16 protein-coding genes are annotated in these 15,205 nt (G+C 68.3%); 10 read left to right on the top strand and 6 right to left on the bottom strand.

Going from position 1 to position 15,205, the window contains the following annotated elements; genetic code table 11:
* Nucleotides 1-49: 49 nt before the first annotated feature.
* Nucleotides 50-1,207, bottom strand: a complete 1,158-nt coding sequence (nadA, locus tag ABZ815_RS22040; RefSeq protein WP_357700664.1) for a quinolinate synthase NadA — start codon at nucleotides 1,205-1,207, stop codon at nucleotides 50-52.
* 157 nt (nucleotides 1,208-1,364) lie between these two features.
* On the opposite strand from nadA, the gene erpA reads away from it, so the two are divergent.
* Both erpA and ABZ815_RS22030 read left to right on the top strand, forming a co-directional pair.
* The gene (gene erpA, locus ABZ815_RS22035) at nucleotides 1,365-1,718 is read left to right on the top strand and encodes an iron-sulfur cluster insertion protein ErpA (protein ID WP_125630793.1); all 354 of its coding nucleotides are present in this window, start codon (nucleotides 1,365-1,367) and stop codon (nucleotides 1,716-1,718) included.
* Nucleotides 1,719-1,826: 108 nt separating this feature from the next.
* The gene (locus ABZ815_RS22030) at nucleotides 1,827-2,813 is read left to right on the top strand and encodes a carbohydrate kinase family protein (RefSeq protein ID WP_357700662.1); all 987 of its coding nucleotides are present in this window, start codon (nucleotides 1,827-1,829) and stop codon (nucleotides 2,811-2,813) included.
* A 53-nt stretch (nucleotides 2,814-2,866) separates the two neighbouring features.
* Here ABZ815_RS22030 and ABZ815_RS22025 read toward each other — a convergent pair whose 3' ends face one another.
* From ABZ815_RS22025 to ABZ815_RS22015, 3 genes are read right to left on the bottom strand one after another with little or no spacing between them, the layout of a single operon-like run.
* Nucleotides 2,867-3,295 carry a CBS domain-containing protein gene (locus ABZ815_RS22025; RefSeq protein WP_357700660.1) on the bottom strand — a complete coding sequence of 143 codons (429 nt, stop codon included), beginning with the start codon at nucleotides 3,293-3,295 and terminating at the stop codon, nucleotides 2,867-2,869.
* A gap of 53 nt (nucleotides 3,296-3,348) precedes the next feature.
* Nucleotides 3,349-3,594 carry a sulfurtransferase TusA family protein gene (locus tag ABZ815_RS22020; RefSeq protein WP_352353344.1) on the bottom strand — a complete coding sequence of 82 codons (246 nt, stop codon included), beginning with the start codon at nucleotides 3,592-3,594 and terminating at the stop codon, nucleotides 3,349-3,351.
* A complete protein-coding gene (locus ABZ815_RS22015; protein WP_357700657.1) occupies nucleotides 3,591-4,733 on the bottom strand; it encodes an aminotransferase class V-fold PLP-dependent enzyme in 1,143 nt (380 codons plus the stop codon). The genes ABZ815_RS22020 and ABZ815_RS22015 overlap by 4 nt, the downstream gene beginning before the upstream one ends.
* Before the next feature lie 142 nt (nucleotides 4,734-4,875).
* Here ABZ815_RS22015 and ABZ815_RS22010 point away from each other — a divergent pair, with 142 nt between their 5' ends.
* The 4 genes from ABZ815_RS22010 to ABZ815_RS21995 all read left to right on the top strand — a co-directional run bounded on the left by ABZ815_RS22010 (nucleotide 4,876) and on the right by ABZ815_RS21995 (nucleotide 9,128).
* Complete coding sequence (locus tag ABZ815_RS22010; RefSeq protein WP_357700655.1) at nucleotides 4,876-5,709, top strand: cytochrome c oxidase subunit II; 834 nt, start codon at nucleotides 4,876-4,878, stop codon at nucleotides 5,707-5,709.
* A complete protein-coding gene (gene ctaD, locus ABZ815_RS22005; RefSeq protein WP_357700653.1) occupies nucleotides 5,706-7,367 on the top strand; it encodes a cytochrome c oxidase subunit I in 1,662 nt (553 codons plus the stop codon). Before ABZ815_RS22010 ends, ctaD begins: the two co-directional genes overlap by 4 nt.
* Nucleotides 7,367-7,780: a cytochrome c oxidase subunit 4 gene (locus ABZ815_RS22000; RefSeq protein WP_352353336.1), complete on the top strand. Its 414-nt coding sequence runs from the start codon at nucleotides 7,367-7,369 to the stop codon at nucleotides 7,778-7,780. The genes ctaD and ABZ815_RS22000 overlap by 1 nt, the downstream gene beginning before the upstream one ends.
* A gap of 178 nt (nucleotides 7,781-7,958) precedes the next feature.
* Nucleotides 7,959-9,128, top strand: coding sequence for an Ig-like domain-containing protein (locus ABZ815_RS21995; protein WP_357700651.1), 1,170 nt, complete (start codon nucleotides 7,959-7,961; stop codon nucleotides 9,126-9,128).
* Nucleotides 9,129-9,236: 108 nt separating this feature from the next.
* Here ABZ815_RS21995 and trpD read toward each other — a convergent pair whose 3' ends face one another.
* Both trpD and ABZ815_RS21985 read right to left on the bottom strand, forming a co-directional pair.
* The gene (gene trpD, locus ABZ815_RS21990) at nucleotides 9,237-10,283 is read right to left on the bottom strand and encodes an anthranilate phosphoribosyltransferase (RefSeq protein ID WP_357700648.1); all 1,047 of its coding nucleotides are present in this window, start codon (nucleotides 10,281-10,283) and stop codon (nucleotides 9,237-9,239) included.
* A 6-nt stretch (nucleotides 10,284-10,289) separates the two neighbouring features.
* Nucleotides 10,290-10,688, bottom strand: a complete 399-nt coding sequence (locus ABZ815_RS21985) for a hypothetical protein (RefSeq protein WP_357700985.1) — start codon at nucleotides 10,686-10,688, stop codon at nucleotides 10,290-10,292.
* A 207-nt stretch (nucleotides 10,689-10,895) separates the two neighbouring features.
* Here ABZ815_RS21985 and ABZ815_RS21980 point away from each other — a divergent pair, with 207 nt between their 5' ends.
* Genes ABZ815_RS21980 through ABZ815_RS21965 form a run of 4 tightly spaced genes read left to right on the top strand, consistent with a single transcriptional unit; the run spans nucleotide 10,896 to nucleotide 15,128 of the window.
* Nucleotides 10,896-11,546 carry a heme-copper oxidase subunit III gene (locus ABZ815_RS21980; protein ID WP_357700646.1) on the top strand — a complete coding sequence of 217 codons (651 nt, stop codon included), beginning with the start codon at nucleotides 10,896-10,898 and terminating at the stop codon, nucleotides 11,544-11,546.
* Between the two features lie 14 nt (nucleotides 11,547-11,560).
* The gene (locus ABZ815_RS21975) at nucleotides 11,561-12,370 is read left to right on the top strand and encodes a c-type cytochrome (RefSeq protein WP_357700645.1); all 810 of its coding nucleotides are present in this window, start codon (nucleotides 11,561-11,563) and stop codon (nucleotides 12,368-12,370) included.
* A complete protein-coding gene (locus ABZ815_RS21970) occupies nucleotides 12,367-13,482 on the top strand; it encodes a Rieske 2Fe-2S domain-containing protein (RefSeq protein WP_357700643.1) in 1,116 nt (371 codons plus the stop codon). The genes ABZ815_RS21975 and ABZ815_RS21970 overlap by 4 nt, the downstream gene beginning before the upstream one ends.
* Complete coding sequence (locus ABZ815_RS21965) at nucleotides 13,479-15,128, top strand: ubiquinol-cytochrome c reductase cytochrome b subunit (RefSeq protein WP_357700641.1); 1,650 nt, start codon at nucleotides 13,479-13,481, stop codon at nucleotides 15,126-15,128. Before ABZ815_RS21970 ends, ABZ815_RS21965 begins: the two co-directional genes overlap by 4 nt.
* Nucleotides 15,129-15,205: the final 77 nt, after the last annotated feature.

Genomic DNA, 15,205 nt, shown 5'->3' with positions numbered 1-15,205 from the left:
GCGGGCGCTCCTCGCCACGGGCCGGGTCCCTCCCCGCGAGGGGAGGGCGTTACGGGAGGGCCAGCATGCGGTCCAGGGCGACCCTGGCCCAGTGGGCGGTGTCCTCGTCCACCGTGATCCGGTTGACGACGTCGCCCAGGACGAGTGACTCCAGGGCCCACACCAGGTGCGGCAGGTCGATCCGGTTCATGGTGGAGCAGTAGCAGACCGTGCGGTCCAGGAACGAGATGTTCTTGTCGGGGAACATGGTGGCCAGCCGCTTGACCAGGTTCAGCTCGGTGCCGATGGCCCAGCTCGAACCGGCGGGAGCGGCCTGGAGGGTCTTGATGATGTGCTCGGTCGAGCCCACGTGGTCGGCCTTGAGCACCACCTCGTGCCGGCACTCGGGGTGGACGAGCACGTTCACGCCGGGGATGCGCGCGCGCACGTCGTCGACGGACTCGGCCGTGAAGCGGCCGTGCACCGAGCAGTGGCCCTTCCACAGGATCATCCGCGCCCGGTCGAGCTGCTCGCGGGTCAGCCCGCCGCCGGGGCGGTGGGGGTTCCAGACCACGCAGTCCTCCAGCGACATGCCCATCTCCAGGACCGCCGTGTTGCGCCCGAGATGCTGGTCGGGCAGGAACAGGACCTTGCTGCCCTGCTCGAACGCCCAGTCGAGGGCCCTCTTGGCGTTGGAGGAGGTGCACACCACGCCGCCGTTGCGCCCGCAGAACGCCTTGATGTCGGCTCTGGAGTTCATGTACGTGACGGGGACCACCTCGCCGGCCAGACCGGCGTCCTCAAGCGCCTCCCAGCACTCCTCCACCTGGTCGAACGTGGCCATGTCGGCCATGGAGCACCCGGCGGCGAGGTCGGGCAGCACCACCTTCTGGGCGTCACCGGTCAGGATGTCGGCGGACTCGGCCATGAAGTGCACGCCGCAGAAGACGATGAACTCCGCCTCGGGCCGCGCCGCGGCCTGCTGGGCGAGCTTGAAGGAGTCGCCCGTCACGTCGGCGAACTGGATGACCTCGTCGCGCTGGTAGTGGTGGCCCAGCACGAACAGGCGGTCGCCCAGCGCCTCCTTGGCCTTGCGGGCGCGCTCGACCAGGTCAGGGTCGGACGCGGGCGGCAGCTCGCCGGGACACTCGACGCCCTTCTCGCTGTGCGGATCGGCGCCCTGCCCGAGGACGAAGAGCGGCAGACCGGTCTGGGTGGCCATCGCCATACCCCCTTATCGTCGTTTTGACGATACTCACTATGACACACGGACGAATGTGGTTATTCCGGGGGTAGGGGACCCGGGAATGTGTGGCATGGGCGAGGTGTTGGTAGCGTCATCAGTAGGACGTCGGAATCAGACAGCCGGGTTAGGGAGTCAGCAGATGACGGTTGAGAGCAGCGAGACCACGACGCAGGGCCTGATCCTGACTGACGCGGCCGCCGCGAAGGTCAAGAGCCTGCTGGAGCAGCAGGGCGAGGAGGGTCTGCAGCTGAGGGTCGCCGTGCAGCCGGGTGGTTGCTCCGGCCTGCGCTACCAGCTCTTCTTCGACGACCGTTCCATGGACGGTGACGTGGTGACGGACTTCGGCGGCGTCAGTGTGGTCACCGACCGCATGAGCGCCCCGTACCTGCTGGGCGCCAGCATCGACTTCGTCGACACCATCGAGAAGCAGGGCTTCACCATCGACAACCCCAACGCCACCGGCTCCTGTGCCTGTGGCGACTCGTTCAACTAAGGGGTCACGGCTTCGGTCCGTGGGGTCCCGCCCGCCTTTGTGCGAGCGGGACCTTCGCGTATTCTCGGGGGGCTCATTGGCCTGCTGACAACGAGGAAGAAGAATCCCGTGCGCATCGCCGTAACCGGCTCCATCGCGACTGACCACCTGATGACGTTCCCAGGAAGCTTCGGCGACCAGCTCATCGCCGAGCAACTCGACCGGGTGTCGCTCTCGTTCCTGGTCGACGACCTTCAGATCCGTCGTGGCGGTTGCGCGGCCAACATCGCCTTCGGCATGGGCTGCCTCGGCCTCAAGCCGATCCTGGTCGGCGCCGTCGGCAACGACTTCGCCGACTACCGCTCCTGGCTGGAGCGCCACGGTGTCGACTGCGAGTCCGTGCACATCTCCGAGACGCAGCACACCGCGCGTTTCCTGTGCACCACCGACGAGCACCACAACCAGATCGCCTCCTTCTACACCGGGGCGATGGCCGAGGCGCGGCTGATCGAGCTGCAGCCGGTCGCCACCCGGCTCGGCGGCCTCGACCTGGTGCTGATCAGCCCCAACGACCCCGACGCGATGCTGCGGCACACCGACGAGTGCCGCCAGCGCGGCATCCCCTTCGCCGCCGACATCTCCCAGCAGCTCGCCCGCATGGCGGACGAGCAGATCAGGCAGCTCGTCGACGGCGCCGCGTACCTGTTCTCCAACGACTACGAGAAGGGGCTCATCGAGCAGAAGACCGGCTGGTCCGACGAGGAGATCCTCGACCGGGTCGGCGTCCGGATCACCACGCTCGGCCCCAAGGGCGCGGTCATCGACCGCAAGGGCGAGCCCTCCATCCAGGTCGCCCCGGCCCCCGAGCGGGGCAAGGCCGACCCCACGGGCGTCGGCGACGCCTTCCGCGCCGGCTTCCTGTCCGGCCTGGCCTGGGGCCTGCCGCTGGAGCGCTGCGGCCAGATCGGCAACCTCACGGCCACGCACGTGCTGGAGCGCGTCGGCGGCCAGGAGTACGAGCTGGGGCAGAAGGTCTTCCTGGAGCGCTTCTCGGCCGCCTACGGCGCCGAGGCCGCGGCCGAGATCGCCGACCACGTGCGCTGCTACCACCCCTGACAGCCGTACGCCCCGCCCGCCGTACGGCGTGGCGGGGCGATCCCGCACCGGCGTCAGCGGCTGGCGTACACCCGGTGCACGAACTCGGCGAGCTGGTCGTCGGGCAGGCAGCGGGCGAGGTCGGCCTCGCTGATCATGCCGACGATGCGGTCGCCCTCCAGCACGGGCAGTCGCTTGATCTGGTTCTCCTCCATGCGCGTCAGCGCCTCCTGCACGGTGGCGTCCGCCGGGACCCAGACCAGGCCGGTAGCCAGCTCGCCCGCCGTCACCTGCGCCGGGTCGTGACCGGCCGCGACGCACTTGATCACGATGTCGCGGTCGGTGATGATGCCCGTCACCCGGTCGTCGGGCCCGCACACGGGCAGCGCGCCCACGTTGCTGTTGCGCATCATCTGCGCCGCCCGGTCGAGCGTCTCGTGCGCGGCGATGCACTCCGCGCCCGTGCTCATCACGTCGCGGGCGGTCTCGTTCGCCTTGGCCATGTCTCCCCCGAATGGTCGAAGTGCCCTCAGGGGAGGGCCCTACCCACAAACCATCAGTAGTTGCGCATCACGTGGATGGCCCAGCCGCCCTCGGGCAGCTCGTACGAGGCCACATGGCGGTGGGACTTCAGCCGGCACCACGCCGGCACGTCGGTGTAGGCCGCCGGATCGTCGGCCAGCACCGCCACCACGGCGTTGAGCGGCACGTGGTTGATCTGCTCGGCGAGCATGATGATCGGGATCGGGCACTTCTTCCCGAGCGCGTCGATCGTCAATGACGGCTGAGTTACCTCGGTCATGCGACTCCTGCGTCGTGCCGGATGCGGCGTACCAGCTCGGGCAGCACGGCCAGGAACCGGTCGACCTCGGCGGCGGACGTGCCCCTGGGCAGCGACACCCGGACGTTCCCGTGCGTCAGCACGCCCATCGCTTCGAGGACGTGCGATGGACGAAGCGTACTAGCGGTGCACGAGCTTCCGGACGATACGGCGAATCCGGCCTTGTCCAGCTCGGTGAGCAGCGCCTCGCCGTCGACATAGAGGCAGGAGAAGGTCACGATGTGGGGCGCCCGGCCGACCGGGTCGCCGATCACCTCGACGTCCGGCACGATCTTCGGGACGGTCTCCCTGATCCTGGCGACGAGCGTGGACAGCCGCGCCTGCTCCTGGGCCGCCTCGGCGCTCATCGCCCGCAGCGCCGCCGCCGCGGCCACGATGCCCGGCACGTTCTCGAACCCCGGCACCCGCCGCCGCTCCCGCTCGTCCTCGGGCAGGAACGAGCGGAAACGGGTGCCCTTGCGCACCGCCAGCACGCCCACCCCGGCCGGACCGCCCCACTTGTGGGCGCTCGCGGTCAGCACCGACCAGCCGGGCGGGATCGGCATGCGGCCCGCGGTCTGGGCCGCGTCGACCAGCAGCGGCACCCCGTGAGCCCGGCACGCGGCGGCGGCCTCGGCGACCGGCTGCACCGTGCCGACCTCGTGGTTGGCCGTCTGCAGGCAGGCCAGCGCGGTGCCGGGAGCCGCGACCGCCCGCGCGAACGCGTCGAGGTCGACCCGGCCTTCGAGATTCACGCCCACGGTCTCGACCGTGCCGCCGTCGCGTTCGTGCACGCCGGCCGCGTGCAGCACGCTGGAGTGCTCGACCGCACCCGTGACCAGATGACGCCCGACCCTGCGCCTGCCGTGTAGGGTGCCGAGCACGCCGAGATGCGCGGCCTGCGTGCCGGACGAGGTGAACGACACCTCGTCGGGGCGCGCGCCGAGCGCCTCGGCCACCTCCGTGCGGGCCTGCTCCAGCAGCAGGTGAGCGCGGCGGGCCTGGGTGTACAGTCTCGCGGGGTCGGCCCAGCCGACGTCGATCGCCGCCAGCAGCGCCTCGCGTGCCTGAGGGTGCAGCGGCTCGCTCGAGGCCGCGTCGAAATACGCCACGAGACCCATCGTCCCACTTGCGGCGCCATCGAGGGGTCGCGCGGTAGGGCGGGACACCTGCACGCTAATGTGTCTGCAATCAGCTGTGCATTTGGAAATACGAGCACCCAAGGGAAAGACTCTTGGGCTTCATCTGTGGGGTAGGCGATCCGTGAGTCCGACTCGCCGTACGACGCGGCGTTCGTTGGCCCGGCGCAGGGTGCCGCGCGCCGCCGCTTTGGCGTTGCTGCTGGCCACTGCTACGGCGTGTGCTAATGACGTTCCCAAGTTCGACTGGTCCAACGGCCTGCTGCCCGAGGGCGTGACCGAGCAGGCCAAGGTCGTTCAGCATCTGTGGAACGGGGCCTGGATCGCCGCACTCGCCACGGGCGTCGTCGTCATCGTCCTGATCGTCTGGGCCGCGATCTTCCACCGCAAGCGCAAGGGGAAGGCCGAGCTGCCGCCCCAGGTGCGCTACAACCTGCCGATCGAGATCCTCTACACGGTGGTCCCGCTCGTCATGGTGTCGGTGTTCTTCTTCTTCACCGCCCGCGACAGCAAGGTCCTCACGGACGTCGCAGGCGACGCGCCCGTCAAGGTCAAGGTCGAGGCCTACCAGTGGAGCTGGCGCTTCACCACGACCTACAACGGCAAGACGTTGCAGCCCGTGCCCGGCATGCCGGTGAGCGACTACCGCAACGGCCCCGAGCTGATCCTGCCGACCAACACCAAGGTCGAGTTCGACCTGTCGACCGACGACGTGATCCACTCGTTCTGGGTGCCCGAGTTCCTGTTCAAGCGGGACATCATCCCCGGCATCCCGGAGGGCAACCCCGGGCGCAAGTTCGAGATCAAGACCCTCGGCGACGACCGCGCGGGCATCTACGCCGGCCGATGCGCCGAGCTGTGCGGTGTCGACCACAGCCGGATGTTGTTCCAGGTGAAGCTCGTCAAGCAGGCTGAGTTCGACAAGTACATCGCGACCCAGGCTGGAAGTGCCCAGTGACCGCCATCCAAGAACCGCTTCGCGCACCGGTCCGGCCCGTCACCAAGGGCCAGATCATCGCCAAGTGGCTGTCCTCGACTGATCACAAGATCATCGGACACATGTACCTGATCACGTCGTTCGCCTTCTTCCTGATCGGCGGCGTCATGGCGCTGATCATGAGGGCCGAGCTGGCGCAGCCCGGGCTGCAGATCACCAGCAACGAGCAGTTCAACCAGCTGTTCACCATGCACGGCACGATCATGCTGCTGATGTTCGCGACGCCGCTGTTCGCCGGCTTCGCCAACGAGCTGATGCCGCTCCAGATCGGCGCCCCCGACGTGGCCTTCCCGCGTCTGAACATGGTCAGCTACTGGCTCTACCTGTTCGGCAGCATCATCGCCGTGTCCGGCTTCCTCACGCCGGGCGGCGCGGCCTCCTTCGGCTGGTTCGCCTACACGCCGCTGTCGAACGCGATCCACTCGCCCGGCATCGGCGGCGACCTGTGGATCATGGGACTGGCCCTGTCGGGCCTCGGCACGATCCTCGGCTCGGTGAACTTCATCACCACGATCATCTGCATGCGCGCCCCCGGCATGACCATGTTCCGCATGCCGATCTTCACCTGGAACGTCCTGCTGACCAGCATGCTCGTGCTGATGGCCTTCCCCGTGCTGGCCGCCGCGCTGCTGGCCCTGGAGGCCGACCGGAAGCTGGGCACGCACATCTTCGACCCGGCCAACGGCGGGCCGATCCTGTGGCAGCACCTGTTCTGGTTCTTCGGCCATCCCGAGGTGTACATCATCGCGTTGCCGTTCTTCGGCATCGTGACCGAGGTCCTGCCGGTCTTCAGCCGTAAGCCGATCTTCGGCTACATCGGCCTGGTCGGCGCCACCATCGCGATCGCCGGTCTGTCCATCACGGTCTGGGCGCACCACATGTTCCCGACCGGGCAGGTCCTGCTGCCGTTCTTCTCGTTCATGACGTTCCTCATCGCGGTGCCGACGGGCGTGAAGTTCTTCAACTGGATCGGCACGATGTGGCGGGGTCACCTGTCGTTCGAGTCGCCGATGTTGTTCTCGGTCGGCTTCCTGATCACGTTCCTGCTCGGCGGCCTGACCGGCGTCATCCTGGCCTCGCCGCCGCTCGACTTCCAGATCAGCGACACCTACTTCGTCGTCGCCCACTTCCACTACGTGGTCTTCGGCACGGTCGTGTTCGCCATGTTCGCCGGCTTCTACTTCTGGTGGCCCAAGTTCACCGGCAAGATGCTCGACGACAAGCTGGGCAAGGTGCACTTCTGGTTGCTGTTCATCGGCTTCCACACCACCTTCCTCGTCCAGCACTGGCTGGGCATGATCGGCTTCCCGCGGCGTTACGCCGACTACAGCGCGGCCGACGGCTTCACCGACCTGAACATGATCTCGTCGGTCGGCGCGTTCATCCTGGGTGCCTCGACGCTGCCGTTCTTCTACAACGTCTGGAAGACCTGGCGTTCGGCGCCCAAGGTCACCGTCGACGACCCCTGGGGCTACGGCGGCTCGCTCGAATGGGCGACCTCCTGCCCGCCGCCGCGGCACAACTTCACCTCGCTGCCGCGGATCCGGTCCGAGCGCCCGGCGTTCGACCTGCACTACCCGCACATGTCCGCCAAGTCCGCCCAGGAGGTGGAGGCCTGATGAAGGTCCAGGGTTGGCTGTTCCTGCTGTGCGGCCTGTTCTTCGCCGGTGTCGACGTCGGCTACTGGTTCTGGACGAAGGCCGCGACCGGTCACGGTGAGCCCGTGGGCACCACCGCCATGGCGATCTCGGTCGGCTTCGCCTTCATGGTGGGCTACTACCTGATGTTCACCGCGCGGCGCATCGGCGCCCAGCCGGAGGACGACAAGCAGGCCGACATCAGCGACGGCGCGGGCGAGATCGGCTTCTTCAGCCCGAGCAGCTGGTGGCCGCTGTTCCTGTGCCTGGCGGCGGCCTTCGCCTTCGCCGGGTTCGTGATCGGGTTCTGGATGTTCCTGATCGGCGTGTTCCTGATCATCATGGCCATGATCGGGTTCGTGTTCCAGTACTACCGGGGCAACTTCTCGCACTGAGAAACCCCTAGCACCTCGAAGCGGGCGTCTCTCCCATAGGGGAGGACGCCCGCTTTTTCGTGTTCTTTACCAGGTGGCGGATGTCGTGAATAGATCACTCAGGGTAATAAGGGAGGAGAAGGTTGGATCTTGGGCGAGGGGGGCACTCGTGAGGCGCTTGGCGAACGGATCGGCAGGCTTGTTGGCCTTGGCCCTGCTCACGGCGTGCTCGCTGAGCGGCGAGGCCAACGAGACGAAGGAGCTGGCCGCCGTCGCGCGGCAGCCGGCGGTGGCGATCACGCCGCAGGACAAGGCCGTGAACGTGGCCACCGACCAGGCCGTGGTGGTCTCCGCCCACGGCGGCACGATCAAGAGCGTCCGGGTGGACGGCGGCAAGGCCGGGCGGCTCAAGGGCGTCCTGAGCGGCGACGGCACCCGCTGGCGCAGCACGGCCACCGCCCGGCCCAGCGCCGGCTACACGGTCACCGTCGTCAGCGTGGACGCCTCGGGCAAGCAGAGCGAGACCTCCAGCACGTTCACCACGGTCAAGGGCGACAAGACGTTCGACATCCAGACGGTCACCCCCAACAGGGACGACACCGGGCTGACGGTCGGCATCGGCATGCCCGTCATGATCGCCTTCGACAAGCCCGTGAGCGACCGGGTGGCCGTCGAGCGCAACCTCACCATCCGCAGCTCCAAGCCGGTGGAGGGGGCCTGGCACTGGTTCGACGACAGCCACGTGGACTTCCGGCCGGAGGACTACTGGCCGGCGTACACGAAGGTCCGGCTGGAGGCGAAGCTGGCCGGGGTGCGCGGCGGCCCGGGCCTGTACGGCAAGCGCGACGTCACCCTCGACTTCAAGATCGGCCGTGCCCAGATCACCAAGGGCACCACCGACGAGCACGTGCTGACGGTCCGTCGCGACGGCAAGCGCATCCGCACCATGCCGATGAGCGCCGGACAGGGCGGCCAGTGGAAGTACTACACCACCTCGGGCGTGCACCTGGCGATGTCGAGGGAGCCGGTGACCGTCATGACCTCGCCCGGCATCGGCCCCGGCCAGTCCGGCTACTACCAGCTCACCGTCTACAACACCGTGCGCATCTCCAACAGCGGCGAGTACGTGCACAGCGCGCCCTGGTCGGTCGGCTCGCAGGGCAACTCCAACGTCAGCCACGGCTGCGTGAACGTCAGCCCGGAGGACGCGGCCTGGTTCATCAAGAACACCCTGATCGGGGACCCGATCATCATTACGGGATCGCCGCGGAAGCTGGAGCCCACCAACGGGTGGGGACACTGGCAGGAGAACTGGAAGGAATGGCTCAAGTGGAGCACGCTCAAGGACGGCCCGAGCATCACCTTCTGACCGGGTGACCGCCGCACGGCCCTGAGCAGGCCGTGAAGGCGCCGCCAGGGCTTTCGTGCACCACGTGCCGCCAGAAGACGTGAGCGCGCCTCAGGGGCGCGCTCACGGTCACGACGGGCGGTAGGAGCTGCTGACCTCGACCCAGCGGCGCAGCGTGTCGGAGGCCAGGCCGGAGTCGACGGCCTGCCTGGCGCGCTCGTAGCCCTTGAGCATCGCCGAGTCGAGGTCGTCGCCGGCGCCGTCGTGGGCGACCAGCGCGGCGGCGGCGTTGAGCAGGACGGCGTCGCGCACCGGCCCCTGCTTGCCGCCCAGCAGGTCGTGCACGGCCTGGGCGTTGAACTGCACGTCGCCACCGCGCAGCGCGCCCGCGTCGGCCCTGGGGATGCCCAGCACCGCGGGGTCGAACCTGGCCTCGGTGGCCGTGCCGTCGCGGACCACCCACACCGTGGAGGTGCCGGTGATGGTCAGCTCGTCGAGCCCGTCGTCGCCGCGGAACACCAGCGCCGACACGCCGCGCTCGGCGAAGACCCCGGCGATGACGGGCAGCATCCGGGCGTCGTAGACGCCGATGGCCTGGGCGCTGGGCCGGGCCGGGTTGGTCAGCGGGCCGAGGAAGTTGAAGACCGTCGGGACGCCGATCTCCTTGCGCGCCGGCCCGGCGAAGCGCAGCGCCGGGTGGTAGACGGGGGCGAAGCAGAAGGCGATGCCCGCCTCGCGCGCCACCCGCGCGGTCTGCTCCGGCGTCAGGTCGAGCCTGATGCCCATGTGCTCCAGGACGTCGGCGGCGCCGCACAGGGAGGACGCCGACCGGTTGCCGTGCTTGACGACCCTGGCGCCGGCCGCGGCGGCCACGATGGCGGCCATGGTGGAGACGTTGACGGTGTGGGCGCGGTCGCCGCCCGTGCCCACGACGTCGAGGACGGGCCCCTCGACCGTCAGCGGGGTGGAGAACTCCAGCATCGTCCGGGCCAGGCCCACCACCTCGGCCACCGTCTCGCCCTTGGCGCGCAGGGCCAGCGCGAAGCCCGCGATCTGGGCGGAGGTGGCATTGCCTGAGAAGATCTCCCGCATCGCCCAGGCCGCTTCGTCGGCCGTCAGATGCTCGCCGGAAAGGAGCGCGGAGAACAGAGCGGGCCAGGTCGTCCGGGAGTCCATGAGCACCTACTTCGCGTTGAGTCGGGTGGAGGAGCGGCGGCGCATCAGGTCGGCCACGGTGTCGGCCAGGACCATGGGCTCGATGGGCTGCGGCACGACGGCGTCGGCCTTGGACCAGTCGGCCAGCCAGCGGTCGTCGCGCCTGGCGATGATCAGGCAGACGGGCGGGCAGTCGTAGACCTCGTCCTTGGCCTGACGGGAGACGCCCATGCCGCCGGCAGGCTGGGTCTCGCCGTCGAGGACCGCCACGTCGATCTCGCCGGAGCCGAGCCACTGGTGGACCTTGGGCTCGGTGGCGCACTCGATGATCTCGACGAGGGGCACATCGGCCGCCGGCCGCCGGCCGATCGCCTGGCGGACCTCGGCCCGGGTGGTGGCGTCGTCGCTGTAGACGAGGACCCTCATCGTGTCGTCGGTGCTCCCAGAGGACGTCACTTTCGCGCTCACTATCGCTCGAAGCTGTATGGTCACCTGGATCGTACCGTTGCGTCGGGATGCAATCCCAGGCCACCGGGTCTGACAGGCGTTTTGTCCCAATTATCCCAGGTTGATGGCCGGTTTGTTCCTCCTAACGGGGGGTCGTTGGCCGGACCGAACACCGGAGCCGCAATAATGCTGCCCGTGGCGACAGCATCCGCAATAACTTCGACGACGACAGCACAGTCGTACCGACGGCCGAACCTGGTCAGTGTCGGGACGATCGTCTGGCTGTCCTCTGAGCTCATGTTCTTCGCGGCGCTGTTCGCGATGTACTTCACCATCCGGTCGGTGAGCGAGGGGAAGGGCATCGAGTGGGGCCCTGCCTTCCTTCCTGCAGGCATTGAGGCAGAAGGCGCTCACCTGAACATCCCGTTCGCGACGGTCAACACGATCATCCTGGTCCTGTCGAGTGTGACGTGCCAGCTTGGCGTGTGGGCCGCGGAGAAGGGGCAGGTCGGCAAGCTCCGCTTCTGGTACTTCGTCAGCTTCCTGATGGGCGCGGTCTTCGTCGCCGGTCAGCTGTACGAGTACGGCGAGCTGGCGTCAGAGGGCGCGACCCTGTCCGCTAACGCCTACACCTCGGTGTTCTACCTGACGACGGGCTTCCACGGCCTGCACGTGACCGGTGGCCTGATCGCGTTCCTGTTCATGCTGGGACGCACGTACGCCGCGAAGCGCTTTACGCATGAGCAGGCCACCAGCGCGATCGTCGTGTCCTACTACTGGCACTTCGTAGACGTCGTCTGGATCGGTCTTTTCGCGACCATCTACATCATTCGTTAAGGAACGGGATCTCTGTGACTAGGATCACCGCTTGGCGGCGGCATCCCCTCGCGAGATACGCCGTCCTGATTTTGGCGTTGGCGCTGGTCGGGATGGTATACGCCGCCTTTGTCCAGGCGGGCAAGCCTGCGGACGCGGCGCTGGCGGCAGGCAAGGTCGACGACGTGGCCGAGGGCAAGAGCCTGTTCGTGGCCCACTGCTCAAGCTGCCACGGCATGAACGCGGAGGGCACCAACACCGCCCCCACGCTCGTCGGCGTCGGCGCCGCGGCGGTCGACTTCCAGATGAGCACCGGCCGCATGCCCGCCGCCAACCCCGGCCCGCAGGCGCCCCGCAAGCGTCCGGCGCCGTGGGTCAACGAGGAGTCGACCCGGCAGATCGCCGCCTACGTGCAGTCGCTGGGTGGCGGCCCGCAGGTGCCGGGCAAGGAGCAGGTCGACCCGAAGCTCGGCGACGCCGGCAAGGGCGGCGAGCTGTTCCGGGCCAACTGCATCCAGTGCCACAACTGGGCGGGCGCCGGCGGTGCCCTGACGCAGGGCAAGTACGCGCCCAACCTGAACGAGTCGTCGCCGACGCAGATCTACGAGGCGATGGTCACCGGCCCGCAGGCGATGCCGGTCTTCAACGACTCGACGATCACGCCTGAAGAGAAGCGCAGCATGATCGCGTACATCACCCAGGTCCGTGAGCAGAAGGACCCCGGAGGGTTCGGCCTCGGGCGCATCGGCCCGGTCACCGAAGGTCTCGTAGCGTTCGTGGCGGGCATCGCCGCGCTCGCCCTCGCCGCCATCTGGATCACCGCGAAGAAGCGACAGAAGTCATGACAGACAACGAGCACGAGATCGAGCAGCCGGACGAACGCGTGCCCAAGCGCGTCATCGGCACTCCCGCGGCCGGCACGTCGATGCTGGGCGCCGCTGAGACCGAAGAGGTCGCGGACCGCGACGTCCCGGGCGTGACGCTGCAGGACGAGTCCAAGGCCGGCAAGGCCGAGAAGATCGTGGCGCTCTGCTTCGCGATCACGTTCCTGGCCGGGATCGCCTTCCTTATCTCCTACGTGGTGTTCCAGGTGGGCAGCCCGGAGGCGACGGGCGTCTCCAACCTCGCCCTCGGCGGCACGCTGACCCTCGCCGTCCTCGGCCTCGCGGTCGGCATCGTGGTCTGGGTCCGCCAGATCATGCCGAAGTACGCGCTGGTCCAGGAGCGCCACTCGATGGCCTCGGACGAGGACGACCGCGAGGTCGTCTCCGAGACGTTCCTGCAGGGCGCCAACGAGAGCGGGTTCGTCAAGCGCAAGCTGATGCGCCGCACGCTGCTGCTGGCCGCCGCGCCGCTCGGCCTGGTGCCGCTGGTGCTGCTGCGCGACCTCGACAACTCCAAGATGCCCGCGGCGAAGTTCAACAAGCTGCTGCGCCACACCGTCTGGGGTGAGAAGACCAAGGAGGGCAAGCCGCTGCGCCTGGTCGTCGAGGGCACCGGCCAGCCGATCCGCGCGGCCGACTTCAACTCGCCCGGCGGCATCCTGTCCGTGGTGCCCGAGGGCTACCAGCACGACCTCAACGCGCTCGCCAAGGCCACGCTGATCCTGATCAAGTTCCGTCCGGAGGAGCTCAAGAGCGGCGTCAGGCAGAACTGGACGCACGACGGCATCGTCGCCTACTCCAAGATCTGCACGCACGTCGGCTGCCCGGCGGCGCTCTACGAGCAGACCACCCACCACATCCTGTGCCCGTGCCACCAGTCGACGTTCGACGCGGCCGACGGCGCGAAGGTCATCTTCGGTCCGGCCGCCAGGCCGCTGCCCCAGCTGCCCATCACGGTCGACGGCGAGGGCTATCTGATCGCCAGAGGCGACTTCGACGTACCCGTCGGTCCCAGCTACTGGGAACGCGGCGACGCCGAGGCCGAGGCCAGGGAGAAGGGAGGCCAGGCATGAGCGACATGAACGCCGTACCGAAGGCCATCGCCGGGCCGTCGAACTTCCTCGACGAGCGTCTGGGCGGGGCCAACTTCCTCAAGCGCAACCTGCGCAAGATCTTCCCCGACCACTGGTCGTTCCTGCTGGGTGAGATCGCGCTCTACTCGTTCATCATCCTGCTGCTGACCGGTACGTTCCTGACGCTGTGGTTCAAGCCGAGCATGGGCGAGGTCGCCTATGACGGCTCGTACGCGCCGCTCAAGGGCGTCATGATGTCGGAGGCCTACGCGTCGTCGCTGGAGATCAGCTTCGACGTCCGGGGTGGTCTGCTGATGAGGCAGATGCACCACTGGGCGGCCCTCCTCTTCGTGGCCGGCATGACGGTCCACATGCTGCGGGTTTTCTTCACCGGCGCCTACCGCAAGCCGCGCGAGCTCAACTGGATCATCGGCGTGCTGCTGCTGACCCTGGCGCTGGCCGAGGGCCTGACCGGCTACTCCCTCCCCGACGACCTGCTCTCCGGCGCCGGTCTGCGGATCACCGAGGGTGTGGCGATCTCGCTGCCGCTGGTGGGCACGTACATCACGTTCTTCCTGTTCGGCGGGGAGTATCCGGGCGGCGACGTCGTATCCCGGTTCTACTCGCTGCACATCCTGCTCATCCCGGGCATCCTGCTGGCGCTGGTCTCGGCTCACATGGTGCTCATGTGGGTGCAGAAGCACACGCAGATGCCGGGCAAGGGGCGGAACAACAAGAACGTGGTGGGCGCGCCGTTCTACCCGGCCTTCATGGCCAAGGCGGGCGCCTACTTCCTGTTCACGCTCGCCGTGGTGTCGGGGCTGGCGACGTTCGCCCAGATCAACCCGATCTGGCTGTTCGGGCCGTACACGCCGGCGGACATCTCCGCCGGTTCGCAGCCCGACTGGTACATGGGCTTCCTCGAAGGCTCGCTGCGGCTCATGCCGCCATGGGAGTGGAACCTGTTCGGCACGGCCCACGCGGGCACGCTGCCGCTGAGCGTGATCATCCCGGCGCTGGTGCCGATGGGCATCATCATGACCGGTCTCGCGCTCTACCCGTTCATCGAACGGTGGGTGACCGGCGACCACCGCGAGCACCACGTCGCCGACCGTCCGCGCAACAACCCCCACCGCACCGCGATCGGCATCTCGGCGATGACGTTCTACGGTGTGCTGTGGCTGCTCGGCGCCAACGACGAGATCTCGGCCAACTTCCACGTCAGCCTCAACTGGACGACGTACATCGGCCGGGTGCTGGTGTTCGTGGGGCCGGCGCTGGCCTACCTGATCACCTACCGCATGTGCCTCGGCCTGCAGCGCAGCGACGCCGCGGTCATCGGGCACGGTGTGGAGTCGGGTGTCATCAAGCGGCTGCCGCACGGTGAGTTCATCGAGGTGCACACGCCGCCGTCCGACGACATCGAGGCCCACCTGCGGGGCAAGGAGGCGGTGCCGGCCCTGCCCGTGGACGAGGACGCCTCCGGCATCCCGCCCAAGGGCATGCGCGGCCCGCTCGGCAGGCTTCGCGGCAAGATGTCCCAGGCGTACGGCGGGGAGAAGATCCCGCTCGACGACGGGCACCACGAGGAGCACGGCGAGCACGCCGCCATCGGTTCCGGCGACGACCGGAGCCTCACCCACTAAGGGTGTTCGTGCATGATCGGCCCGGACGGGGTGACCCGTCCGGGCCGTTTCGCGTTCCGGGCCGGCCGCGGGGAGGA

It is taken from the genome of Nonomuraea sp. NPDC047529 (assembly GCF_040642995.1).
GTDB lineage: Bacteria > Actinomycetota > Actinomycetes > Streptosporangiales > Streptosporangiaceae > Nonomuraea.
Note: the sequence above shows the minus strand (reverse complement) of the source record. Positions and strands in the feature narration are given on the sequence as shown.

Coding starts and splice junctions, on each gene's coding strand:
- ABZ815_RS21965 (WP_357700641.1), top strand. CDS start 13,479: ATGAGCGACATGAACGCCGTACCGAAGGCCATCGCCGGGCCGTCGAAC.
- ABZ815_RS22020 (WP_352353344.1), bottom strand. CDS start 3,594: ATGACCGAGGTAACTCAGCCGTCATTGACGATCGACGCGCTCGGGAAG.
- erpA (WP_125630793.1), top strand. CDS start 1,365: ATGACGGTTGAGAGCAGCGAGACCACGACGCAGGGCCTGATCCTGACT.
- ABZ815_RS22025 (WP_357700660.1), bottom strand. CDS start 3,295: ATGGCCAAGGCGAACGAGACCGCCCGCGACGTGATGAGCACGGGCGCG.
- ABZ815_RS21980 (WP_357700646.1), top strand. CDS start 10,896: ATGCTGCCCGTGGCGACAGCATCCGCAATAACTTCGACGACGACAGCA.
- ABZ815_RS21985 (WP_357700985.1), bottom strand. CDS start 10,688: ATGAGGGTCCTCGTCTACAGCGACGACGCCACCACCCGGGCCGAGGTC.
- trpD (WP_357700648.1), bottom strand. CDS start 10,283: ATGGACTCCCGGACGACCTGGCCCGCTCTGTTCTCCGCGCTCCTTTCC.
- ABZ815_RS22000 (WP_352353336.1), top strand. CDS start 7,367: ATGAAGGTCCAGGGTTGGCTGTTCCTGCTGTGCGGCCTGTTCTTCGCC.
- ABZ815_RS21970 (WP_357700643.1), top strand. CDS start 12,367: ATGACAGACAACGAGCACGAGATCGAGCAGCCGGACGAACGCGTGCCC.
- nadA (WP_357700664.1), bottom strand. CDS start 1,207: ATGGCGATGGCCACCCAGACCGGTCTGCCGCTCTTCGTCCTCGGGCAG.
- ABZ815_RS22015 (WP_357700657.1), bottom strand. CDS start 4,733: ATGGGTCTCGTGGCGTATTTCGACGCGGCCTCGAGCGAGCCGCTGCAC.